Origin of the sequence: Bacillus sp. SG20033 (assembly GCF_044570195.1) — a bacterium.
Lineage (GTDB): Bacteria > Bacillota > Bacilli > Bacillales > Bacillaceae > Bacillus > Bacillus subtilis.
Window position 1 is genome coordinate 3350385 of sequence record NZ_CP172606.1, and the last position, 22119, is coordinate 3372503.

The 22119-nt window shown below is 45.2% G+C and carries 26 protein-coding genes; 7 read left to right on the forward strand and 19 right to left on the reverse strand.

Annotated elements, in window-relative coordinates:
• The first annotated feature begins 93 nt into the window (after positions 1–93).
• Positions 94–1092: a ferredoxin--NADP reductase 2 gene (gene yumC, locus ACFVP7_RS17700; protein ID WP_003228725.1), complete on the forward strand. Its 999-nt coding sequence runs from the start codon at positions 94–96 to the stop codon at positions 1090–1092.
• 38 nt (positions 1093–1130) lie between these two features.
• On the opposite strand, the gene ACFVP7_RS17705 is transcribed toward yumC, so the two are convergent.
• Positions 1131–1271, reverse strand: coding sequence for a hypothetical protein (locus ACFVP7_RS17705; protein ID WP_003228723.1), 141 nt, complete (start codon positions 1269–1271; stop codon positions 1131–1133).
• A 278-nt stretch (positions 1272–1549) separates the two neighbouring features.
• Here ACFVP7_RS17705 and guaC point away from each other — a divergent pair, with 278 nt between their 5' ends.
• Complete coding sequence (gene guaC / locus ACFVP7_RS17710) at positions 1550–2530, forward strand: GMP reductase (RefSeq protein WP_029725886.1); 981 nt, start codon at positions 1550–1552, stop codon at positions 2528–2530.
• A gap of 73 nt (positions 2531–2603) precedes the next feature.
• Here guaC and paiB read toward each other — a convergent pair whose 3' ends face one another.
• The 6 genes from paiB to ACFVP7_RS17740 form a co-directional block, all read right to left on the reverse strand.
• Positions 2604–3227 (reverse strand): protease synthase/sporulation negative transcriptional regulator PaiB, encoded by a 624-nt coding sequence (gene paiB / locus ACFVP7_RS17715; RefSeq protein WP_032726806.1) that lies wholly within the window; start codon positions 3225–3227, stop codon positions 2604–2606.
• Between the two features lie 23 nt (positions 3228–3250).
• Positions 3251–3769: a spermidine/spermine N(1)-acetyltransferase gene (gene paiA / locus ACFVP7_RS17720; protein ID WP_038427892.1), complete on the reverse strand. Its 519-nt coding sequence runs from the start codon at positions 3767–3769 to the stop codon at positions 3251–3253.
• A gap of 341 nt (positions 3770–4110) precedes the next feature.
• Positions 4111–4473, reverse strand: coding sequence for an iron-sulfur cluster assembly accessory protein (locus ACFVP7_RS17725; protein WP_003244166.1), 363 nt, complete (start codon positions 4471–4473; stop codon positions 4111–4113).
• Positions 4474–4551: 78 nt separating this feature from the next.
• Positions 4552–5406 carry a diaminopimelate epimerase gene (gene dapF / locus ACFVP7_RS17730; protein ID WP_069322869.1) on the reverse strand — a complete coding sequence of 285 codons (855 nt, stop codon included), beginning with the start codon at positions 5404–5406 and terminating at the stop codon, positions 4552–4554.
• 122 nt (positions 5407–5528) lie between these two features.
• Positions 5529–6743: a NupC/NupG family nucleoside CNT transporter gene (locus ACFVP7_RS17735; RefSeq protein WP_086344274.1), complete on the reverse strand. Its 1215-nt coding sequence runs from the start codon at positions 6741–6743 to the stop codon at positions 5529–5531.
• A gap of 136 nt (positions 6744–6879) precedes the next feature.
• Positions 6880–7116 carry a YuzB family protein gene (locus ACFVP7_RS17740; protein ID WP_003222913.1) on the reverse strand — a complete coding sequence of 79 codons (237 nt, stop codon included), beginning with the start codon at positions 7114–7116 and terminating at the stop codon, positions 6880–6882.
• Positions 7117–7378: 262 nt separating this feature from the next.
• Between ACFVP7_RS17740 and ACFVP7_RS17745 the strand changes: the two genes are divergently transcribed.
• Positions 7379–8446, forward strand: coding sequence for an NAD(P)/FAD-dependent oxidoreductase (locus ACFVP7_RS17745; RefSeq protein ID WP_024571863.1), 1068 nt, complete (start codon positions 7379–7381; stop codon positions 8444–8446).
• 25 nt (positions 8447–8471) lie between these two features.
• On the opposite strand, the gene ACFVP7_RS17750 is transcribed toward ACFVP7_RS17745, so the two are convergent.
• Positions 8472–8798 carry a YuzD family protein gene (locus ACFVP7_RS17750; protein WP_014477874.1) on the reverse strand — a complete coding sequence of 109 codons (327 nt, stop codon included), beginning with the start codon at positions 8796–8798 and terminating at the stop codon, positions 8472–8474.
• 98 nt (positions 8799–8896) lie between these two features.
• Between ACFVP7_RS17750 and ACFVP7_RS17755 the strand changes: the two genes are divergently transcribed.
• On the forward strand, positions 8897–9232 hold the full coding sequence (locus ACFVP7_RS17755; protein WP_010886606.1) for a NifU family protein: 336 nt from the start codon (positions 8897–8899) through the stop codon (positions 9230–9232).
• Between the two features lie 42 nt (positions 9233–9274).
• On the opposite strand, the gene ACFVP7_RS17760 is transcribed toward ACFVP7_RS17755, so the two are convergent.
• The 5 genes from ACFVP7_RS17760 to cotNH form a co-directional block, all read right to left on the reverse strand.
• Positions 9275–11248, reverse strand: coding sequence for a S9 family peptidase (locus ACFVP7_RS17760; protein ID WP_396582593.1), 1974 nt, complete (start codon positions 11246–11248; stop codon positions 9275–9277).
• Positions 11249–11354: 106 nt separating this feature from the next.
• Positions 11355–12284 (reverse strand): homoserine kinase, encoded by a 930-nt coding sequence (gene thrB, locus ACFVP7_RS17765; RefSeq protein ID WP_024573352.1) that lies wholly within the window; start codon positions 12282–12284, stop codon positions 11355–11357.
• Entirely contained in the window at positions 12281–13339 is a 1059-nt protein-coding gene (gene thrC, locus ACFVP7_RS17770; protein WP_396583269.1) for a threonine synthase, read from the reverse strand. Before thrC ends, thrB begins: the two co-directional genes overlap by 4 nt.
• Complete coding sequence (locus ACFVP7_RS17775) at positions 13339–14640, reverse strand: homoserine dehydrogenase (RefSeq protein ID WP_003228694.1); 1302 nt, start codon at positions 14638–14640, stop codon at positions 13339–13341. Before ACFVP7_RS17775 ends, thrC begins: the two co-directional genes overlap by 1 nt.
• A 200-nt stretch (positions 14641–14840) precedes the next feature.
• Positions 14841–15860, reverse strand: coding sequence for a spore coat-associated protein CotNH (cotNH, locus tag ACFVP7_RS17780; RefSeq protein WP_396582595.1), 1020 nt, complete (start codon positions 15858–15860; stop codon positions 14841–14843).
• Between the two features lie 152 nt (positions 15861–16012).
• Here cotNH and ACFVP7_RS17785 point away from each other — a divergent pair, with 152 nt between their 5' ends.
• The gene (locus ACFVP7_RS17785) at positions 16013–16513 is read left to right on the forward strand and encodes a phosphatidylglycerophosphatase A (RefSeq protein ID WP_003243814.1); all 501 of its coding nucleotides are present in this window, start codon (positions 16013–16015) and stop codon (positions 16511–16513) included.
• A gap of 26 nt (positions 16514–16539) precedes the next feature.
• Here ACFVP7_RS17785 and nucF read toward each other — a convergent pair whose 3' ends face one another.
• The 3 genes from nucF to ACFVP7_RS17800 are packed head-to-tail and all read right to left on the reverse strand — an operon-like array spanning position 16540 to position 18072.
• Complete coding sequence (gene nucF, locus ACFVP7_RS17790) at positions 16540–17310, reverse strand: 5' nucleotidase NucF (RefSeq protein ID WP_024573449.1); 771 nt, start codon at positions 17308–17310, stop codon at positions 16540–16542.
• Between the two features lie 28 nt (positions 17311–17338).
• Positions 17339–17773, reverse strand: coding sequence for a DUF86 domain-containing protein (locus tag ACFVP7_RS17795; RefSeq protein WP_015251303.1), 435 nt, complete (start codon positions 17771–17773; stop codon positions 17339–17341).
• 23 nt (positions 17774–17796) lie between these two features.
• Entirely contained in the window at positions 17797–18072 is a 276-nt protein-coding gene (locus ACFVP7_RS17800) for a YutD family protein (protein ID WP_003228682.1), read from the reverse strand.
• 113 nt (positions 18073–18185) lie between these two features.
• Between ACFVP7_RS17800 and ACFVP7_RS17805 the strand changes: the two genes are divergently transcribed.
• A complete protein-coding gene (locus tag ACFVP7_RS17805; protein WP_213383508.1) occupies positions 18186–18818 on the forward strand; it encodes a YhcN/YlaJ family sporulation lipoprotein in 633 nt (210 codons plus the stop codon).
• A gap of 15 nt (positions 18819–18833) precedes the next feature.
• Here ACFVP7_RS17805 and lipA read toward each other — a convergent pair whose 3' ends face one another.
• Entirely contained in the window at positions 18834–19730 is an 897-nt protein-coding gene (lipA, locus tag ACFVP7_RS17810) for a lipoyl synthase (protein WP_003222888.1), read from the reverse strand.
• Between the two features lie 234 nt (positions 19731–19964).
• Here lipA and lytH point away from each other — a divergent pair, with 234 nt between their 5' ends.
• On the forward strand, positions 19965–20945 hold the full coding sequence (gene lytH, locus ACFVP7_RS17815) for an L-Ala--D-Glu endopeptidase (protein WP_015714649.1): 981 nt from the start codon (positions 19965–19967) through the stop codon (positions 20943–20945).
• A 27-nt stretch (positions 20946–20972) separates the two neighbouring features.
• Here lytH and yunB read toward each other — a convergent pair whose 3' ends face one another.
• Both yunB and ACFVP7_RS17825 read right to left on the reverse strand, forming a co-directional pair.
• Complete coding sequence (gene yunB, locus ACFVP7_RS17820) at positions 20973–21737, reverse strand: sporulation protein YunB (RefSeq protein ID WP_024573524.1); 765 nt, start codon at positions 21735–21737, stop codon at positions 20973–20975.
• Positions 21738–21809: 72 nt separating this feature from the next.
• Complete coding sequence (locus ACFVP7_RS17825) at positions 21810–22115, reverse strand: YunC family protein (protein ID WP_014665249.1); 306 nt, start codon at positions 22113–22115, stop codon at positions 21810–21812.
• Positions 22116–22119 lie beyond the last annotated feature (4 nt).

The following is a 22119-nucleotide window of genomic DNA, read 5'->3' on the forward strand; positions in this document are numbered from 1 at the left end:
GTTAGATCCTTACGATTTTTTCTGCTGACTCGTCAATTTGAACGGCAATATGGTATAATTAATAACAATTTTCATTTAGGAGGCAATTTTCGTATGCGAGAGGATACAAAGGTTTATGATATTACAATTATAGGCGGGGGACCGGTCGGCTTATTCACCGCTTTTTACGGCGGGATGAGACAGGCAAGCGTCAAAATTATCGAAAGCCTGCCTCAGCTCGGCGGACAGCTTAGCGCCCTATACCCTGAGAAGTATATATATGATGTAGCGGGATTCCCGAAAATCCGTGCGCAAGAGCTTATCAATAACCTAAAAGAGCAAATGGCGAAATTCGACCAAACCATTTGTCTGGAGCAAGCGGTTGAATCTGTTGAGAAACAAGCGGACGGCGTGTTTAAGCTTGTAACAAATGAAGAAACCCACTACTCTAAAACGGTCATCATCACTGCAGGAAACGGCGCATTCAAACCGAGAAAGCTGGAACTTGAAAATGCCGAGCAGTATGAAGGCAAAAACCTCCATTACTTCGTTGATGATCTGCAAAAATTTGCCGGCAGACGCGTTGCGATCCTTGGCGGTGGAGATTCCGCGGTTGACTGGGCGCTTATGCTTGAGCCGATCGCAAAAGAAGTATCGATCATTCACCGCCGCGACAAGTTCCGTGCGCACGAGCACAGTGTGGAAAACCTTCATGCGTCGAAGGTTAATGTCCTGACACCATTCGTCCCTGCGGAGCTGATCGGCGAAGGCAAAATCGAACAGCTAGTGCTTGAAGAAGTGAAAGGCGACCGCAAAGAGATTTTAGAAATTGATGACTTAATCGTCAACTACGGTTTCGTTTCATCTCTTGGACCGATCAAAAACTGGGGCCTGGACATCGAGAAAAATTCCATTGTCGTGAAATCAACAATGGAAACAAATATCGAAGGCTTCTTTGCAGCAGGTGACATTTGTACATACGAAGGAAAAGTCAACCTGATTGCCAGCGGCTTCGGTGAGGCACCGACAGCAGTGAACAACGCCAAGGCTTACATGGACCCGAAAGCCCGCGTACAGCCTCTTCACTCAACAAGTCTTTTTGAAAATAAATAATAAAAAAAGGAGCTTGTGTCTGCGACACAGCTCCTTTTTTATTTGAAGATATTTATATAATTCAATGCAGTTCCTACAACCAGCGCAATCACAAGGGCTGCGACTACCCAGATCATTGCCATAATAATGCGGTCCTGAATCTTTTGGGACTTCGGTGTTTTTTCTTCGTTTTGGGCCATCTTATTCGCTCCTTTCCCATGTCCATGCCATAAAGAAAGCCTGGTGCTGAACGACCAAGCTTTGCTGAACGTATATCATTCGCGTTTTGATCCGCTCTCTAAGACCATTCGTTAAAACTATGATACCTAAACTCACCCTGCATGACAAGCTTCGGCACTTGCACCACACCTGCCAGCAAATCATAATGTTTGACATCCTAAATAAAACAGAGTACATTATAGAAGGCGAACATTTCATATATTATACTTTTAAATATTCGTTTTTAGGAGTGAAAACCATGGAAAACGTATTTGATTACGAAGATATTCAGCTAATTCCTGCAAAATGCATTGTAAATAGCCGTTCAGAATGTGATACATCCGTACGTTTAGGCGGACGTACATTTAAATTACCCGTCGTCCCTGCCAATATGCAGACGATTATAGATGAAAAGCTAGCGATTCAATTAGCCGAAAATGGCTACTTTTATGTCATGCACCGATTTGAGCCTGAGACACGAATTGATTTTATTAAAGATATGAACGCACGCGGGTTATTCTCTTCTATCAGCGTGGGCGTCAAAGATGAGGAGTATGAATTTGTCCGCCAGCTGGCAGAAGAAAATCTGACTCCTGAATACGTGACAATTGACATTGCTCACGGGCACTCAAATGCTGTCATTGAAATGATCCAGCACCTTAAAAAACATTTGCCGGACAGCTTTGTTATTGCTGGCAATGTCGGAACGCCGGAAGCGGTCAGAGAGCTTGAAAATGCGGGAGCGGATGCCACTAAAGTCGGCATCGGACCGGGAAAAGTATGTATTACGAAAATCAAAACCGGCTTCGGCACAGGCGGCTGGCAATTAGCAGCGCTGCGCTGGTGTGCCAAGGCTGCCAGCAAACCGATTATCGCGGATGGCGGCATCCGCACCCATGGCGACATCGCAAAATCAATCCGATTCGGCGCAACGATGGTCATGATCGGTTCGCTATTTGCCGGACACGAAGAATCGCCAGGCCAAACGATCGAAAAAGACGGAAAGCTTTACAAGGAGTACTTCGGCTCAGCCTCTGAATTCCAAAAAGGCGAAAAGAAAAATGTCGAAGGCAAAAAAATGCACGTGGCGCATAAAGGCTCGATCAAGGATACACTGATTGAAATGGAGCAGGATCTTCAATCTTCTATTTCTTATGCAGGCGGAACAAAACTTGACGCCATCCGCAATGTGGATTATGTGATTGTGAAGAATTCCATTTTTAATGGGGATAAATATTAATCATAAAAAAACGCCAAGTCAGCGGTTCTCCGCTTGAGTTGGCGTTTTCTGCTACTTCTTCAGCAAAGTAAGCTTATATTTGCTTTTTGAATTTATCTTCCATCAGTTCTGCCATTTGTTTTGCATTTGGATTTTCTTCATTTTGCAACTGTTCAATGATGTTCATATAATCCGTTTCATTTCGGTTCTGGCTTAATTTATATGCCGCTTGAATGTCTTCCACCTTAATCTTAAATCCAACGATACCTTTCAATTCACGTTCTAAGAGTTTTGGAGAAAGCTTATCCCATAAAACAGGATTGTCACGATGTTTTTCGTATTTCTCCAGCATGATTGTTAATTCTTCTGCTAATTCATCTTTCTCTAACATACTTGCTTTTCCATACATGTGGACAGCCTGATAATTCCACGTCGGAACATTTTCTCGCGAATACCAGGAAGAAGAAATATAAGCGTGCGGTCCCTGAAACATCACAAGCACATCTTCACAGGCTTCAAACGTTCTCCACTGAGGATTTCCATAAGCGAAATGCCCCGTAATATAGTAATGATCATCTTTTTTATTGAATCCTAACGGCAAATGTGTGGCAATTGGTTTTCCTTGTTCTGTTGTGACAACCGTACCAAAGGAGTTTTCTTGTACAAAATTCCAAATTTCTTCAGCATTTGTGACTTTAAAATATTTTGGAATATACATCATCATCCACCCTTCGAAAAATATTATATGAGTGTTTTAGCCATGATTAAATCCGTTTGTTCTTCATCACCCATATAAAAAGAGTGGGCGCCGGTCTGAACAAACCCCATTTTCTTATAAAAGGCAATGGCATTTTCATTTTTTTCCCACACACCTAGCCAAATGTTCGTTTTATTACGTTCCAGCGCAATTTCTATCGCTTTATTCAACAGATGTTTGCCAAGCCCATGTTTTTGAAAGCTGTTCTTTATATAAATTCTCTCGATTTCAAGTGATTCAGCACCCATTTCTTCAGACTGAGCATCATCGATATTGACCTTTACATATCCAGCGATTTCATGATCAAAGTAAACAAAAAAGAATTGCGAAGACATATTGGATAACTCTTTTTCCAGCTGCTCAGTGTTAAATGCGCTTTCTAAATAGGCTTTCATATTTTCAGGTGAGTTCTGTTCTTTAAAAGTGTCATTGAATGTTTCAATACTCAATTGTTGAAGTGTTTGTAAATCTTCCCGGCTGCATTTTTTCATTTTTACACTCATTGTTCGGATTCAGCCCCTTTATTTAAAATTCAATTGTCTTGTGTCCCTTTTTAATATATTTAAACACGGAACAGATACTGACCTTGTTACCATTCCAAAAATCTTCTTCATCATCAACTCCCTATCGTGATTTTGTTGTAAATGCAATAAAATATACTCCGCATTAAATATAGCGTAACTTTGCTGTATTTACAACAAAAAAACCAAACAACATAGTAGCGTTTCTCTTGCCGAAGTTCCCGGTACTCTCTGCATCATTTACCCATAATAAAAACGCCTCCCTTAACGATGATTTATCGCTAAGAAAAGCGTCATTAATAGTTGCTATCCGTTTTTAGTGCCTAGCACTCTTCAGGCTTGCCTGCATTCGTTGCTGTTCTGAACGAAGAACCACAGCCGCATGAAGCAATGGCGTTTGGATTGTCGATGGTGAAGCCGCCGCCGAGCATGGATTGTTTATAATCAATCACGGTGCCGTTCATGATGTCAAGGCTTTCTTTGTCAACTAGAACAGTGATGCCGTGCTGATCAAACACACTGTCTGATTCACTCTTTTCATGCTCAAAGCCCATGCCGTAAGAAAGTCCGCTGCAGCCGCCGCCTTTGACGCCTACACGCAGAAACGCGTTTTCTTCTTCATGCTCTTTCATCATATCTTTTATATGCAAAGCTGCTGCTTCTGTAATTGTTACCGGGTTGCTCATCATTGTGAACCTCCTTTTAAAAACCGGTTGCTGTCTTTTATTATAAACATGATCGTTCCAATTCTCAAACAAGGTGTTTTACAAGAAATAGACACCCTCACAAACGGTTTCAGCCGGCCCTGTCATCATTACATGGCCGTTATCTTTCCAGTTTATCACCAAATCCCCGCCTGCTAAATGCACCGTGATGTCTTGATTTCGCTTTGATACGCCGTTTAATACAGATGCGACCGCCGCTGCACATGCTCCTGTCCCGCATGCCTGAGTAATCCCTGATCCCCGTTCCCAGACGCGGAAATGCAATTCTTGTTCATTCACGGTTTCAACGAATTCCACATTGATGCCTTCCGGAAATCTCGGATCTTTCTCAATCACCGGCCCCAGTGTCGTTAAGGGTGCCTGTTCAATGTCTGCGATCGGAAAAACGATATGCGGATTTCCCATTGAAACGGCAGTGCCTGTTAGTTCTACTTCACCAAATGCCATCGTTTCATTGATTGTGTGCTCTTCCCCGCCGTCAAGCATCGGGAGCTCGGATTTGGTCAAGCGCGGTTCGCCCATATCGACAGTGACCACATTCACTTTTCCGTTTTCGACTTGAACCTCCGCTTTCACAAGCCCGGAGAGAGTTTCAATCAGAAAAGATGTTTCCTCAACCAGCTTATGCTCATATGCGTATTTTGCGACGCAGCGCAGGCCGTTGCCGCAGTTTTTCCCTTCAGACCCGTCATTATTAAAAATCCGCATTTTAACAGGCGCTTGGTCTGATGGGCATATCAGGATCATTCCGTCGGATCCGATCCCTGTATAAACAGAAGAAACCTGAATTGCAATCTCTGACAGTTTTTCTTCTGGAAGCTGTTCTTCAAATTGATTCACATAAATATAACTGTTTCCCAGGCCGTGCATTTTGATAAATCGAAATGAGTTCATAGGTGCCTCCAACTTTTTTTCTTTTTCTTAGTATAAAAGCTATTATAAGCGGACACAATACAATTATCCCCCGTTTTTCATACATAAAAGCTCCTTGCACTGACGCAAGGAGCTTTTATCGTTTATATAAACATGCCGGCAATGGCTGCGCTGAGCAGATTGGCTAATGTTCCTGCAAGAACAGCCTTCAGGCCGAGACGTGCGATATCTGAACGGCGGCTGGGCGCTAAACCGCCAAGCGTACCAAGCATAATCGCAATTGATGAAAAATTGGCGAATCCGCATAACGCGAAACTGATAATGGTAGCAGTTTTCTTAGAAAACTCGCCGATGTGCGGACCGAAGTTAGAATAAGCGACAAACTCATTCAGCACCAACTTCTGGCCGATATAGCTTCCCGCCTGCAATGCTTCATGCCAAGGCACGCCAATCAAAAAGGCGATAGGAGAAAACACATAGCCGAGAATGGATTCTAATGTTACGCCTTTTAAACCGAACAAGCCGAAAGCCCCGCCGAGAATACCGTTTACTACAGCGATTAACGCAACAAACGCAAGCAGCATCGCCCCAACGTTTAACGCAATTTGCAGTCCTGTTGACGCTCCCTTTGCCGCTGCGTCAATGACATTGGCTGCTCCTTCGCCTTCATCCATTTTGAAATCGCTTTTTACGGTTTGCGTTTTTTCCGTTTCGGGTATAATCAATTTACCAAAGACTAGTCCAGCTGGAGCAGCCATAAAGCTGGCCGCCAGCAAGTACTCAATCGGAATACCGAGAAGCGCGTACCCAAACAAGGTAGATCCCGCAACTGCCGATAGACCGCTCGTCATAATCGTAAACAACTCAGAGCGCGTCAGTCCCGCAATCAGGGGTTTGATCACTAACGGAGATTCTGATTGTCCTACAAAAATATTGGCAGCAGCCGCCAGAGATTCCGTTTTGCTTGTTCCAAGGAGCTTCGACAATCCGCCGCCAATGACACGGAAAACGAGCTGCATGATTTTCAAATGATATAAAACTGCAATCAGTGCTGAGAAGAAAATGATAACGGGCAGTACACTTAATGCAAAGGCCGGACTGTCTCCGACCTTTAGAAGCGGTCCAAAAATAAAACTGATGCCTTCATTCGCATAGTCAATCAGAAGCTGTACACGGCTTGAAAACCATAAAAAAACAGCGCGTCCCGCTTCCCATTTCAACACGATGTATCCAAACGCCACCTGTGTGCATAAACCAACGATGACGATTCTTATCTTAATATTGCTTTTCTTTTCTGAAAATAAAAACGCGATAGCAATGATCGCAACTGCGCCCAGCAGCCCCCACAGAACATTCATGAATACTCGTACACCTCTTAAATTTTATTTAAAAAAATATCTTTTATACGATAACAATAATATTTTTTGATGTCTACACATTTTTTTAGTTCTTTTGTACGGCAAAATAAAAAAGGGCCTGTCCAGGCCCTTTTCTTTAAAACATTGGATTTTCTTCAATAAAGGTATATATATTCTCAACAAGCTCAGCAGGCGTTTCACCCATGACGACTTCTCCGTTTACCAGAGCGAAAAGCGATTCCATGCATGTCCCGCAGTAGCTTAAGCAGCCATATTCAAGGACATCAAGGTTGGGATCCTTCTCCAAAATCGCCCGGGCTTCCTGAGAGCCGTGAGCCAGATTGCTGACACAAAATTCAATCATTGGATTCATGCGGTTTCACCTCACATATGTCCATTATCGCGAATTTTTTACTATTCGTCAAAGACAACGGATGATTCAAAATTTATTATCGTAACATATTATTTCTCAAATAACGTTTTACTAATTTGTGTTTTCAAGCTAAATTGTAGGTTATTTTGAAACTATTATTGTGATTTTAGATCAAATTCGATATAATTCTAGATGTTATTTTACATAGTTCGTATTTTCTTCAATGTGTCTATCATACTCTTCGGATTAAAGGGGAATTCAAATGAAAAAATTGGTCTTGATCGGCGGAGGTTACGGGAACATGCGTGTTCTTCATCGCTTATTGCCAAACCAGCTGCCTGATGATGTTTCAATCACGTTAATTGACAGAAATCCTTATCACTGCTTGAAAACAGAATATTATGCCCTTGCCGCAGGCACAATTTCTGACCATCATATCAGAGTGTCATTCCCAGAGCACCCTCGCCTGGATGTCCAATACGGTGATATCACATCAATTGATATTGTACAAAAACAAGTCCTGTTCCAAGATCGTGAACCGATTTCTTACGATGACGCCGTAATCGGGCTCGGCTGTGAGGATAAATATCACAACGTGCCGGGAGCGCCTGAATTCACCTACAGTATTCAAACCATCGATCAGTCCCGCGAAACCTACCAAAAGCTGAATAATCTGAGCGCTAATGCCACCGTTGCCATTGTCGGAGCGGGCTTAAGCGGCGTTGAGCTTGCAAGTGAATTGAGAGAAAGCCGTGATGACCTGAACATTATTTTGTTCGACCGCGGTAATCTCATTTTATCAAGCTTTCCCGAGCGTTTAAGCAAATATGTGCAAAATTGGTTCGAAGAGCACGGTGTCCGCATTATAAACAGGGCAAATATCACAAAAGTAGAAGAAGGCGTTGTGTATAACCACGATGATCCGATTTCTGCAGACGCCATCGTGTGGACAGCCGGCATCCAGCCAAACAAAGTCGTCAGAGACTTAGATGTGGAGAAGGACGCACAAGGGCGTATTGTATTAACGCCTCATCACAATCTTCCAGGTGATGAACATCTGTACGTTGTCGGCGATTGCGCCAGCCTTCCTCATGCACCGAGCGCCCAGCTGGCAGAGGCTCAAGCAGAGCAGATTGTCCAAATCTTGCAAAAACGCTGGAATGGAGAAGCCCTGCCTGAATCAATGCCGCAGTTTAAGCTGAAAGGCGTTCTCGGTTCACTCGGAAAAAAAGCCGGCTTCGGGCTTGTTGCTGACCGTCCGCTGATCGGCCGTGTTCCGCGTATGCTGAAATCCGGCTTGCTGTGGATGTATAAACACCATAACGGTTAATGATTGAGAAGAACCGCTGATCAAGTCAGCGGTTTTCTGTATACCCATGCTTCTCCATTTCCTCATAAACGTCTTTTAATTTTGGATTGCCTTCACCGACAATTTTGTCTTCTACGAGCACAAGCGGATAAAAATACTCGTCATTTCTGATTTTTTCCGCAAGCTCTTTCGCATGTTCATTGTCAGGCGGCTCATAAATATCGATGTACTGCATCTCAAAAGGCTGATTTGGATATTTTCTTTTCAGCGCAGCCTCAAGCCACTCGTATGTATCCTTGGCTGTCGGCATATTGACACAGCTCGCACACACGGTTTCTGCCCCATATACGCTTAGCATGACTGGTTTCATCACTTGTGAGCGCCCCCTTCTCCTATGCAAGTCCTTTCTTTTAAGTATACAGAGCCAAAGGACATTTTTATAGAAAAAACCGTTTTTGTGTTGAAGTCTGAATGTGCTATAATAGGGAGAGCAACTTTGCAAACCAAACAATAGATTTTTATTGTTACACTGAATATAATGGTTTTATGACGACGAAAGGAGCGAATGTCATGACTGAAGTTGAAATGAAAGAACAGGTGCAGGAAGTACTGGACAAACTTCGTCCGTTTTTACTTCGTGACGGCGGTGACTGTGAGCTTGTAGACGTAGATGAAGGTATCGTTAAGCTTCGTCTTCTAGGCGCATGCGGCAGCTGCCCAAGTTCAACAATTACGCTGAAAGCCGGAATTGAGCGCGCTCTTCTAGAAGAAGTGCCGGGTGTCGTTGAAGTAGAACAAGTCTTTTAATAAAGCAGCCAGGCTGATATTTGATCAGCCTGGCTTTTTTTATTAGAGATATTGGTCAAACCATGAGCTGATATAATTCAGGCGCTTGATCCGCTGTCTTGGGTGTCCGGTGCGTGACAAATTGTGCGATGCATTCGGAAAACGGACAAGCTTGGTTTCCTTGCCCATTTTTTTCAGAGCGATAAACAGCTGCTCCGCCTGCTCGATCGGGCATCGGTCATCCCGCTCGCCATGCAGTATCAAAAGCGGTGTCTCCACGTTTGCTGCGTATTTTAAAGGAGACTGGTCCCAGAGCTTTTCTGTGTCCTCAAACATGTCATGCTCAAGCTGCCAGTCTGTAAAGAAATAGCCGATATCACTGACGCCGTGAAAGCTGATCCAATTTGATATCGAGCGCTGGGTAACGGCAGCTTTAAAGCGGTTCGTCTGCCCGACGATCCAGTTGGTCATAAAACCTCCGTAGCTTCCGCCCGTGACACCGAGCCGCTTAGGATCAATATGCGGATCTCGTTTGATAGCCTCATCCACAGCTTGCATCACATCGTCATAATCCTTTCCCCCATAATCTCCTCTGACCGCATTCACAAATTCCTGCCCGTAGCCGTGGCTTCCTCTCGGATTGATATAAACGACCGCGTATCCTTTCGCCGCCAGCATCTGAAACTCATGAAAATATGTATGTCCGTACATCATATGCGGGCCGCCGTGTATGTTGAGAATAAGTGGATACGTTGTCTCACCTTCCATTTGTGCAGGCTTCATCAGCCAGCCGTTCACCATCACGCCGTCTTCTGTAGCATATTGAATCTCTTCAGGTATTGATATCGTATGCTCACTGACAAACTTGTCATTCGCGCCAGTCAGCTGTTTCTCTTCCTGTCCAAGCGGGATACTGTAAAGCTCACTCGGTCTGTCCGGCTTTGTCACACTGGCAATAAAGTGCTGTTCATCAGGTGAAAGAGAAAAGCTATTGATGTACTCTTTTTCCAGACGAACCGGATACACAAGGCCTTCAATCGAAATATAATAGATGCCCGTACTGCCTTGATCTGTGCCGATGACATAAAACCCTTGGCTGTCCTTTGTCCAAATCGGGCGCTGTTCAGCACCACCGATCAATGAATCTCCAATCAGCGCATCCGCTAAATGAACGTCCAGCATCTCAGTCAGACATGTGAGGCGGCCTTGTTCGATATCATAGAGCCACGCCTTTGAGAGCGTTGCATTCTTATATTCCTTTTCATTTCCAAGCAAAGCAAGATACCTTCCGTCTGGTGAAAATGAGCTTGATCCGAATGAGCCGCGATGAGGTGTAACCTGCTTAAGATCTCCAGACTCCAATGACATTATGTAAACATCATGCGGCTTGCTGGCATCATCTGTTTCAGTTAAATTAGCTGAGAAAACAAGCCATTTGCCGTCAGGAGAAAAAGCAGGATCACCATGATCAGCTTTGTGACTTGTTAGCTCCTTCATCTCACCCGACTTTACGCTGACAAGCACAAGCTGGGCATACGCACCTCTCGTCAGCCCTTTGCCGTCCCGTTTGTAGGAGAGGCCTTGCACTTCAACAGGTTCATAGCTGTCCTGCTCTGTTTTTTCTCGGTCATCAATGCTTTCTCCCTCTCCCAAACTGACAGTGACCAGAATCGATTCGCCATCCGGGGACCATATTGGCTTTGACACGCCATACGGGATATCAGTCAGTTTTCTCGCTTCTCCGCCTTCAGCGCTCATCATATACAGCTGTGCCGCATCGCCTTCTCGATCAGAAATAAAGGCAAGCGTGCGCCCGTCCGGAGACCATCTAGGGTCGGTGCTTCGCTTTTCTCCATGTGTCCAAGGAACAGACCCGCCCGTTTTCGTTTCATAGATCCATATATTTGATGTATACGAATCTTTCTCTTGATTCACTTGTGATTTTACATATGCGGCACGGGTGCCGTCTGGGGCGTATTGAGGATCGGTCACAGAGACAATCGCTGTGATGTCGTCTGCGGTTATCAGCTTTTTCATATTCATCTCCTCCTTTTTACATGTATTTCGTTTTTCTAAATAAAAACTCCTTTATCTCCAGCAAAAAAAGCGCCCTCTGCTGACGCTGAGGAACGCTTGGCATGATCTATATACTTTTTACTTGATATAAAGGATTTCGCTCTATTATACTTCCCTCTTTCGGGACGGTCAAAGCGTCTACTTCACAATGAGGGAAATGAAGCGCGAGCTGTTCTTTTAGCTCTTCTCCCTTTCCTTTTTCGGTCATGACAAGAATCGTCGGGCCTGCTCCGCTGAGAGCCGTTCCATATGCGCCCTTCATCTCGGCGACGTGCTCTACTTTTGACAGCTCAGGCACAAGCATCGCCCGGTACGGCTGATGGAACATATCCTTCTTCATGATTTTCCCGACGAGCGGCCAATCCTTGGACATGATCGCAGCAATGAGAATATTGCTGACAGCACTTGCTTTTACGGCGTCGGCATATGGAAACTCCTTCGGAAGCACGTCTCTCGCGTCTCTTGTCAGCACTTCGTAAAAAGGAATGACAACGACTACGTCAATGTCAGCATTCGGGACGCGGATCATTTGGGTCTCGTCATCCTCATGCAGGCCGATCACAAGTCCGCCGACGAGAGAAGCGCCAGCATTGTCCGGGTGTCCTTCTTCTAGACTGGCTAAATGCAGCTTGTCCGCTTCAGACAGCTTTAAGCCGCATAATTCATCAGCCAGTTCAATGGCCGCTACAATCGCCGCGGCGCTGCTGCCAAGGCCGCGTGCAAGCGGGATGTCGCTCCACACCTTCACATGGACAGGAGGCATTTCTTTTCCGTACAAATCTGCGGTCCGTTTAGCCACTTGATAGATCAGGTTATCTGTACCCGCCGGAATTCCGGCGACTGTTTCTGTTTCAGCCTCAAAAGACCATTTGTCGCTTTCAAAGACGGTCAGCTTCAAATATCTGCTGAGCGCCATTCCAACTGAATCAAAGCCGGGGCCTAGGTTAGCTGTGCTTCCGGGAACAGTGACAGAGAACAGCATGTCGGCTTCGTTCATACACGGGCCGCTCCTTTTACATATTCAAGGATGCTGTCTTCATCAGTCGGCAATGTGACAGGCTTGATTTCTGAAATGTCGACCGCTGTGTTCGGATCTTTCAGTCCGTTTCCTGTTAACACAGCTACGACCTTGCTGCCTTTCGGAATTTCTCCGGATTTCACCTGTTTCAGCACTCCTGCGATAGACGCGCAAGAACCCGGTTCTGCAAACACGCCTTCTACACGGGCGATCAGCTGATATGCGTGAAGGATTTCATCATCAGTGACTTCGTCAATTTTCCCATTGGATTCCTCGGCTGCCTTTACAGCTTTGTCCCAGCTTGCCGGGTTTCCGATACGAATGGCTGTCGCTATTGTTTCAGGATTTTTAATCACTTCATTGCGCACGATTGCCGCCGCACCCTCAGCTTCAAAGCCGCGCATTTTCGGAAGGCCTGTGCCGTTTTTCTCATGATATTCCTTGAAGCCCTTCCAGTACGCAGTGATGTTTCCCGCGTTTCCGACCGGGATCGCTAAAACATCAGGCGCTTCCCCCAGCTGTTCGCACACTTCGAAGGCAGCAGTTTTTTGGCCTTCAATGCGGTAAGGGTTGACTGAGTTGACAAGGGCAATCGGTGATTTCTCACAGATGGAACGGACAATTTTAAGCGCATCGTCAAAGTTTCCGTCAATTGCGATAATCTCGGCTCCGTACATGACAGCTTGAGCGAGTTTTCCAAATGCAATTTTTCCGTTCGGGATGATGACAATGCATTTCATGTTAGCACGGGCTGCATATGCTGCCGCAGCAGCGGAAGTGTTACCTGTTGACGCGCACATAATCGTGTCATTGCCTTCTTCTTTTGCCTTTGCCACAGCCATAACCATTCCGCGATCTTTAAATGATCCTGTAGGATTGATGCCTTCCGTTTTGACATGAAGCTCAATTCCGAGCTGCTCAGACAGCTTCGGCAGGTGAATAAGAGGTGTGTTTCCTTCATGTAAAGTTAGCGCCGGTGTTTGATCTGTTACAGGTAAAAATTCTTTATATTGATGGATAAGTCCTTTCCACATTAGCTCCAACCGTTCCCTTCTACACGATATGTGCTTTTGACTTCTTGAACGACTTCCAAATCATTTAGGTTTTGCAGAATATCACTGAAATCAGCTTCTGATGTATGATGTGTGACAATTACGATTTCAGCTAACTCATCATGGCCTTTAATTGGCAGCTGAAGGATTTTTTCAAAGCTCACGCCCCGCTCTGAGAACACAGATGTAATTTTCGAGAATGAACCAACCTCATCTTTTACATGAATTCTTAAAAACTGCTGTGCATAAATGTCAGACGGCGATTTCATGTTTTTCTCATATTGCGGCCCGACAAAGCTGTTGCCGGTTACACCGAGGCGCATATTTTTCATGACAGCGACGAGGTCAGAAACAACGGATGTCGCTGTCGGCATGCTTCCGGCTCCCGGTCCGTAGAACATCGTCTCACCGACAGCCTCGCCGTATACATAAACAGCGTTAAACTCATTATGAACAGCAGAAAGCGGATGGTGGTCAGGAAGCAGTGTCGGCTGTACGCTGACCTCGATTTTGCTGCCGTCACGCTGAGCAATCCCGATCAGCTTCATTGTATAGCCGAGGCGTTTGCTGAAGCTGATGTCCTCGTCTGTAATTTGGGAGATCCCCTTTACTTTGACGTCTTCCAGATCCACGTTCATCGAGAAGCCGAGGCGCGCCAATATCGCCATTTTCCGTGCGGCGTCAAGCCCTTCCACGTCAGAAGTCGGATCAGCTTCGGCAAAACCGAGATCCTGCGCTTCCTTGAGCACTTCCTCATATGGGCTTTTCTCTTTGATCATTTTTGTTAAGATAAAGTTTGTTGTGCCGTTCACAATTCCCATCATTTTTGTAATTCGATCTGATGAGAGGCCTTCCTCTAACGTGCGCAGAATCGGAATCCCGCCGGCAACACTGGCTTCAAAGTAGATATCGCATCCATTTTCCTTCGCTTCGGCAAGCAGCTCGGAGCCGTACACAGCCATTAAGTCCTTGTTTGCTGTGACAACATGCTTTTTCGATCTCAGCGCGTCGACCAAATATTGTTTTGTCTGCTCAACTCCGCCGATCACCTCGATGACGACATCAACATCTGGATCATCAATGACATCATACACTTCTGTCGTAAGCACTTCCTTCGGTAAATCTACTTCTCTCTTTTTCTCTAAATCTTTTACAAGCACTTTTTTTATCGTAACCGGACAGCCGACCTGATGCATAAGCTTATCCTGATGGTCTTGAATAATTTTAACGACACCGCTTCCGACGGTACCTAAACCTAAAAGCCCTACACGAATCGCTTTCAAAAAAACTCCACCTTTCTTTTGATTGTCCTCTTGAAAAAGACAATTGTTAACTCAACACAGACATATAAGTTACAAACATTATATAAGCCCGCTCCTGTTTTGACAAGACAGCACTAGGCTGAATTTTGCGAATGTAAACGCTTAACGCATTGATATGACAAGATTCTTTATTTTCTAATTATTTTTGTCAGATTTTCTCCTCACCCTGAGCTGCCTTTGCCGAGCCAGCTGACGCGTGGAACAAATAGCTTCTGCGCCCGCATATTCATGAATTCCTGCGCTGTATTGAGAAATTGTTCATAACGCCCACAGTCATTAAGAATGAAGTCAAGTTGTTCTTCAAAATAATGCTTTTCTGATTCTGATGACATGTAATAGCTTTCTACGATTTCAAAATAATGAAGCGGGAAAAGCAGACGGCTGTATAAAAGGCGTTTCGAAAACGAAGACAGCGGTGTGACTTGCTCGTATTCCTGTAAAAAGAGAAAGCCCTGCTGATGAAAATCTTGTCTGTGATGCAAATACGTATGCCTCATATATTCAGCCAAATCACGGGAAGCGTGGTCAAACACCCAATCCGCCGGAATCTTGATCAATGATTCCGGTGACCATGTATGCCTTTCCATCCGCTGATGGCATATCGTTCCTGAATCAGCGGCTTGGGGCTTGTCATCCAGCTCAGTGTCCACTAAATATTGTATCGCGTTTTCTGACAGTCCTAAATAATAGGGAAATGATTCGATCATTTTTTTATCGAATGGCTCATGCGGAGGGGTCTGAACCTTTCTCTGCCAAAATGCTTCCAGCTGATCAATTCGTTTTCCCCACAGATCCTTCCACTGGCCGATTCTTCCGGCTGCCTTCACCTCATATGGATATCCTCGGCCTTTTCGGTGAAATTCCGCCAGCTCCGCTCCAATGGAGAACGCCCTATTTGAATAAGGGGGGGCCGCCTTCAGCAGAGCGTACGTTTTTCCCTCATGTTCAAATGTCAGCTCACCTTCTTTTGTAAAGATAAAAACCGAAACGTATGGGTCACTTTGTTCTTGTAAATACTGACTCATGTAATAAAGCTCCGCCAGCTCTGTTTCTGAGAATTGGGAAACGGGGACAATCAGAAAGTATGAATTAGGCGTCTGAAAGCATTGATATGTGTGCTGGTACATGGAAAGCTGCCTGATGTGAATGCCGTATTTTTCTTTTATTGTACCTTTCACCATGATCACCTGCCTGTTGAATTAGGGCTCATCACATCGTAGTCATACACAGCCGGAATTATGAATACATATTTTAATCCGAAGAAGGCGCAAGAAAAAGTCGTAAACTTCTCAAGCATTTTGTATAAACTAGTAAAAAAGATTGGGTGAAGCTGATGTCAGAAAACGAACAATTCAGTCAGATGGAAGCTAAAGCAAGAGCACGGATGAAGGAGCGCGGCGTTGAGGTATCAGACATTGCCGAGCTTGTCTTTTTTCTGCAGAAAAAATATCATCCGGATTTAACCATTGATGAATGCACGCTGAACGTCAATCGTGTTCTCGCAAAACGCGAGGTGCAAAACGCGATTTTAACGGGCATTGAATTGGATGTTCTTGCTGAGCAGAAAAAACTGTCTGAACCGCTGCAAACGATGCTGGAGATAGATGAAAGCCTATATGGAGTAGATGAAGTTCTGGCATTTTCCATTGTAAACATTTACGGATCGATCGGGTTTACGAACTACGGTTACATCGACAAAGAAAAACCCGGAATCCTTAAACGATTAAATGATAAATCAACCGGCGAATGCCATACCTTTCTGGATGACATCGTCGGGGCGATTTCCGCCGCGGCTTCAAGCAGACTTGCACACCGCGCGCGGCATACAGAATAAGGGCACCCTTTTAGGGCGCCCTTTTTTCAAATGTATGGAATCCATTCAGTCAGAGAGTCAATGGCGTGAGTCGGTTTTTCCATATCGTCTGTCATATGTTCTCTTTTCGTTACGCCGGTGTGAACGAGCAGCGTATCCATACCCGCGTTAATGCCGGCCATAATATCAGTGGCGTAGTTGTCGCCGACCATGAGTGTTTCAGACACATCTGTGCCGAGAACGCGCATCGCCTGCTCCATAATAATTGATTCCGGCTTGCCGATAAATACAGGCTGTACACCTGTAGATACGGTTAACACCGATGTCAGTGAGCCGTTTCCCGGCAGAAGCCCTCTTTCAGTCGGAATCGCAATATCTCCGTTAGTGGAAATAAAGCGGGCGCCATTTCTGATTGCCAGGCAGCCGACAGCAAATTTTTCGTATGTAATGGAACGGTCGATACCAACAACGACAAAGTCCGCGTTTTCTCCGCCAAATGTCAGGCCGTTTTCTTCAATTGCCTGGCGGATTCCTTCCTCCCCAATCACATACACAGACGCGTTTTTTTTCTGCTGGGCAATGTGCTGGGCAGTTGCCATGCTGGTCGTGAAGACCTGCTCTTCTGTTGCCGGAATATCAAAAGACACGAGCTTGTCCGCTACCTGCTTCGGTGTACGCGAAGAGTTGTTTGTCACGAAAAGATAAGGAACGCCGCGATCTTTCAGCGTTCTGACAAATTCACACGCTTCCTCGATTTTTTCCGTGCCATTGTACATCGTTCCGTCTAAATCAATTAAATACCCTTTATATGTTTTCATATCCAACACTCCTGTGGCTTTCCAGTTGTTATTTAAACGCGGAAACAGGTCCTAGCTCTGTTTCCAAATAGCTTCTGATCCGTTTCGGGAAGTCCTGAAGAGCTGTTTGATGCGCCTTGATCAGCCTGTAAAGCTCGCCGCTGTCAGCGAGCAGATACTGTTGAACCAACGTTTTGCGGTAGGCGATCAATTTCTTGAGCTCAGCACCCTCTTTTTCCGTGACAACTTTCTCATCAACAAGTATATCCATAATGTCGTCATAACTGCCCGGGTCCCGCATAATAAAGCCGTCAATCATGTCATTGCCTGTATCCAAAATGCATTCGATTAACAGATGGCCTATACGCTGAAGTGCCAATTCCCCGATTTCAGACTGCCAGTCTGTTTGTGAGTCAAATAGCGCCAGCTGGTGCTCGAAGAACCCTAGTGTTTTCTCGATTTTGCTTCTGTCAACAAAATACATGACAGCATCCCCTTTGTGTATATTTATTTTCTGATCCGTTTCAAGACAAAATACGCACAGCCGAAATTGCAGTATTCGTAAATATATTCATCTAATGTGCTGATTTTCGTTTCGAAGGTTGCCTTTTGATTCTGGTCGTCAAAGAAGCCCTTGAGCCTTAACTGACCGTATCCCCAGTCTCCCACAATATAATCGTATTTATTTAATATATCGGAGTAGCGGGCTTTAAAAGCCTCTTCGTTGAAGCCGTCTTTGAAATTGTGCACCAATTCAAATTCGGCATTTTGAATAAGAATCATGATCTCACCTCTTTTTCACTCATTCCTATCATAATTCATTGCCCCGTCCCCATCAATTGCTAAAGAATAAATCATGCGATTTGGCTACCCTACACATGAGGAGGGATTTATAAATGAAACGAACCGCTGTCAGCCTCTGCCTGCTGACCGGACTTTTATCCGGGTGCGGAGGCGCAGGATTGGATAATGCCCAAAATGTCCGGAATCAGACGCAGAATCAAACCAAACCCATTCATGTGTCGGACCGCAACGAGGTTTTTAACAGGCATAATGAGAACGAACAATTTGGCTATGTCCGCTATCAAAAAGAACAATTTGACGGAGACCAGCAGAAAACGCCGGTGATGAACCGGGAAGAAACCGCTCACATGATATCAAGTTTAACGGTTCAGCTCCCCCATATTCAAGATGCCGCGACATTGGTGACTGACCGAGAAGCGCTTGTCGTATACAAAACCGATTCTAAAAACCGGGAGCTGACCGCCGATCAGGTGAAAAAAACAGCGGCTTCCGTGATACCGCGATACTATCACGTGTATATTTCCGATAATCCAAACCATATGCAGTCCGTCGAAAATTACAGCAATCTCGGCTCTGGTTCAAGGGATATCAGAGAGATCATGTCGGGGACGATTCAAGAAATGAAAACCTCCCCGCAAGGAAGCCCTGTCTCAGAGAATGAAAATGCCAATGGAGAAACGCGTCAGGACATGAAAATCGATAGGAATGACAAAAACGCCAGATGATCTGGCGTTTTGGCATTATGCTTGTGCTTGACGCTTTTTAGATGCTTCGTTTACTTGTTCATCCGCATGGTAAGAGGAACGGACAAGCGGACCGGCTTCACAATGGCTGAAGCCTTTTTGCATCGCGATTTCTTTTAATTCTGCAAATTCATCAGGATGGTAGTATTTTTGGACTTTCAAGTGTTTCTTCGTCGGCTGCAGATATTGGCCGATTGCCATAATATCCACGTTGTTCGCCAAGAGGTCGTCCATTACTTCAATAATCTCTTCTTTTGTTTCGCCGAGTCCGATCATGATACTTGATTTTGTCGGAATGTCAGGCTGCATTTCCTTCGCACGGCGCAAAAATTCCAATGAACGGTCGTACGTCGCACGCGCGCGGACTCTTGGCGTCAGGCGGCGAACCGTTTCGATATTGTGATTCAGGATGTCTGGGCGTGTATCCATCAAGGTTTTTAGGTTATCGTAGTTTCCGCCCATATCAGACGGCAGCACCTCAATTGTTGTGAACGGGCTTTTTCTGCGGATCGCACGGACAGTTTCCGCGAAAATGCCTGCCCCGCCATCTTTCTGATCGTCACGCGCAACAGCCGTAATGACCGCGTGTTTCAAATTCATAAGCGCGACTGAATCCGCTACACGTTCCGGCTCTTGCAGATCAAGCTCAGTTGGAAGGCCTGTTTTGACAGCACAGAAACGGCATGCTCTTGTACAAACAGAACCTAAAATCATAAATGTCGCTGTACGTCTGACCGCCCAGCATTCATGAATATTCGGACACTTTGCTTCTTCGCATACGGTATGCAGGTTGTTTTCCCGCATGAGTTTTTTGAGCCCTGTATAGTTTTCATTTGTATTTAATTTAATTTTAAGCCATTCGGGCTTTCTGAGGTGTTCGTCTTTCTTTGCCAATTCCCATCATCTCCAATATCCAATATACTCAATTTCTGACACGAAACATTCTGAAAACGAGAAAGGTGCAGGTTTTAGTTCTGCAACAAAAATAATGTTTTTCTAACTAAAGAAAGTCTTTTCTTTAGACACTTTAACATAGGAAAAATTTCTCGACAAGGGAAGATGATTACTGACATTTTTAAGCCGGGTTGCTGCAAACTATGTGTATTCAATATGAAAGGAGATTATTTTGTGAAAGTTTTGTTATCCGCTCTTCTTCTCCTTTTGTTTGCATTTGAGCCTTCTGCGTCTGGAAAAAAACTTTCAGATCCAGTGCTGTCGAAACGGATGGAATTATATCATAAAATCGAAGCTGTGACGCAGATCCCTTGGTATGCGCTCGCCGCTGTTGATCAATACGAGGAAAACGTGCGGAGCAACCGGAAAGATCTGCCTGACAAGGCGGGAATCATCAGCATCTATATACCCGATGACATCTGGAGCGGGCCTGAAAACCCGAATCCGAAAGACGATGCGCCGTTAAGCATTAAAGTGTTTGACGGAATCGGAATGGATGGCGATGGAGACGGGAAAGCCGAGGTCAGCAACGATGAAGATATTTTGTATACGTTCAGCCAATACTTACTGTCGTATGGCACAGATGAAGACAACATCCGGATCGGGCTTTGGAATTATTACCGGCGTGATCAGACAGTGGGGATCATATCTGAATTCATGAAGCTGTTTAAAGCCTACGGCCATATTGATCTGGGCGAGCATGCATTCCCGCTTCCGATCAGAACCGATTACAGCTATCGAAGCACGTGGGGAGATGCCCGCGGCTTCGGAGGAAGGCGGATTCATGAAGGTACGGATATCTTTGCCCATTACGGCCTTCCTGTCAAATCCACATGTTACGGCGTAGTTGAAATGAAGGGCTGGAACCGCTTCGGAGGATGGAGAATCGGCATTAGGGACATTAACAATACGTATCATTATTTTGCCCATCTCAATGGGTTTGCCAAAGGGATTAAAACAGGACAAATCGTTGAGCCTGGCCAAGTGATCGGATCAGTCGGCAGCTCCGGATACGGCCCGCCGGGAACCGCCGGGAAGTTCCCGCCGCATCTGCACTATGGCATGTACAAAGATAACGGAAGAACCGAATGGTCATTTGATCCATACCCGCATTTGAGGGCGTGGGAGCGATATGAATACCAAAAAAAGAAGTAACAAAAAGCCGCCTCTTCAACAGGCGGCTTATTTGCTGCTTTTTTCTTTTTTTGAATCGGCACCGTCTTCTTTGCTGCTCGGAAGCTGGACAGAAGGCGTGACACCCGAGCCGCCGCTTCCATTATAAAACTGCGGCACTTCGCCCTGCACTGCTTTAATCGATACAGGAACATTATTTGTGACGACAGCGGTTTTGCTGGCAAATGGAATGATGACCTTCACTTTAATTTCGACAAAGATGCTGATATCAATAAGTGCGTTATTTATGCCATACGGCTTGATTTTGGTTTTGACATCTGTAAAAGCGTCACCGATTAAATTGAACCGGACCGGGATTTTCGGCCCGAGGTTTCCAAGAAGGCTGTTGCCGGTTACCTGTCCCAGCGGAATGTTGATCATAATGTTTTCACTGGCGCCGCTGTGTCCGGTATGGGTTTCCATCTCTTTCAAATGAGCCTGAAGCTGCTTTGTCACTTTTGTTTTCACACTGTTTACAACCTGTGTATTAAAATCGATTGTCGTTAAGTTTCCGTTTTCATCAGAATTCATTTGAAACATATCTTTCATATTTTCACTGTCAGACATATAGTCCTCAATCGAATCCTGGATCACCTCTGTCGCTATACGCTTCGTTTCCATCTCGCCGATGTCCATTAAAACAGGTTTGATCGAGCCATTGATCATCCAAAGGCTGACCGTTGTTGACAGGATAAAAAAGACAACGGACAGGAGCATCACGTAACGGAAAGGCAAAGGTCCTCTCTTGCGAAAAGGGCCGCGATATCTTGGCAAGAAAATCCCCCCTTACATATCACAATGTATGCTTGTAAGAGGGGACATAGTAATAGCCGGAGCCAATTTATTTTATTTCACCATTTTTAAAAGCGCTTCTCTGCCGCTCATGCCGACTTGAATGCCAAGATCTTCCGCGGCGTACGTGACGGATTCTAAAGGTGCGTCTAACAGCTGGTCAATGGTGCGGACACCAACTGCCCGCCCCGCCACGATGCCGCGCTCCTTTAATTTTTCATTCAGCAGCGCCACATCAAGCGCGCCGCACATAATGTATCCGTGATCATTGGTGACGGCCATAAAATTCGTTTTGGGAAGCTTTACTGTCACAGCTGTAAAAGGCTGTCCTTCTATCATGATCGGTGTCAGGTTTACCACGTCA

What these genes read in the sequence shown, in the direction of transcription:
- yumC (WP_003228725.1), top strand. Translation starts at nt 94, where the DNA reads ATGCGAGAGGATACAAAGGTTTATGATATTACAATTATAGGCGGGGGA.
- ACFVP7_RS17785 (WP_003243814.1), top strand. Translation starts at nt 16,013, where the DNA reads ATGTCAGAAAACGAACAATTCAGTCAGATGGAAGCTAAAGCAAGAGCA.
- ACFVP7_RS17805 (WP_213383508.1), top strand. Translation starts at nt 18,186, where the DNA reads ATGAAACGAACCGCTGTCAGCCTCTGCCTGCTGACCGGACTTTTATCC.
- ACFVP7_RS17735 (WP_086344274.1), bottom strand. Translation starts at nt 6,743, where the DNA reads ATGAATGTTCTGTGGGGGCTGCTGGGCGCAGTTGCGATCATTGCTATC.
- ACFVP7_RS17760 (WP_396582593.1), bottom strand. Translation starts at nt 11,248, where the DNA reads ATGAAAAAGCTGATAACCGCAGACGACATCACAGCGATTGTCTCTGTG.
- dapF (WP_069322869.1), bottom strand. Translation starts at nt 5,406, where the DNA reads ATGAACTCATTTCGATTTATCAAAATGCACGGCCTGGGAAACAGTTAT.
- ACFVP7_RS17740 (WP_003222913.1), bottom strand. Translation starts at nt 7,116, where the DNA reads ATGAATCCAATGATTGAATTTTGTGTCAGCAATCTGGCTCACGGCTCT.
- ACFVP7_RS17705 (WP_003228723.1), bottom strand. Translation starts at nt 1,271, where the DNA reads ATGGCCCAAAACGAAGAAAAAACACCGAAGTCCCAAAAGATTCAGGAC.
- ACFVP7_RS17745 (WP_024571863.1), top strand. Translation starts at nt 7,379, where the DNA reads ATGAAAAAATTGGTCTTGATCGGCGGAGGTTACGGGAACATGCGTGTT.
- paiA (WP_038427892.1), bottom strand. Translation starts at nt 3,769, where the DNA reads ATGAGTGTAAAAATGAAAAAATGCAGCCGGGAAGATTTACAAACACTT.
- paiB (WP_032726806.1), bottom strand. Translation starts at nt 3,227, where the DNA reads ATGTATATTCCAAAATATTTTAAAGTCACAAATGCTGAAGAAATTTGG.
- guaC (WP_029725886.1), top strand. Translation starts at nt 1,550, where the DNA reads ATGGAAAACGTATTTGATTACGAAGATATTCAGCTAATTCCTGCAAAA.
- cotNH (WP_396582595.1), bottom strand. Translation starts at nt 15,860, where the DNA reads ATGGTGAAAGGTACAATAAAAGAAAAATACGGCATTCACATCAGGCAG.
- ACFVP7_RS17795 (WP_015251303.1), bottom strand. Translation starts at nt 17,773, where the DNA reads ATGTATTTTGTTGACAGAAGCAAAATCGAGAAAACACTAGGGTTCTTC.
- ACFVP7_RS17755 (WP_010886606.1), top strand. Translation starts at nt 8,897, where the DNA reads ATGTGCTATAATAGGGAGAGCAACTTTGCAAACCAAACAATAGATTTT.
- thrC (WP_396583269.1), bottom strand. Translation starts at nt 13,339, where the DNA reads ATGTGGAAAGGACTTATCCATCAATATAAAGAATTTTTACCTGTAACA.
- ACFVP7_RS17800 (WP_003228682.1), bottom strand. Translation starts at nt 18,072, where the DNA reads ATGATTCTTATTCAAAATGCCGAATTTGAATTGGTGCACAATTTCAAA.
- ACFVP7_RS17725 (WP_003244166.1), bottom strand. Translation starts at nt 4,473, where the DNA reads ATGAGCAACCCGGTAACAATTACAGAAGCAGCAGCTTTGCATATAAAA.
- nucF (WP_024573449.1), bottom strand. Translation starts at nt 17,310, where the DNA reads ATGAAAACATATAAAGGGTATTTAATTGATTTAGACGGAACGATGTAC.
- thrB (WP_024573352.1), bottom strand. Translation starts at nt 12,284, where the DNA reads ATGAACGAAGCCGACATGCTGTTCTCTGTCACTGTTCCCGGAAGCACA.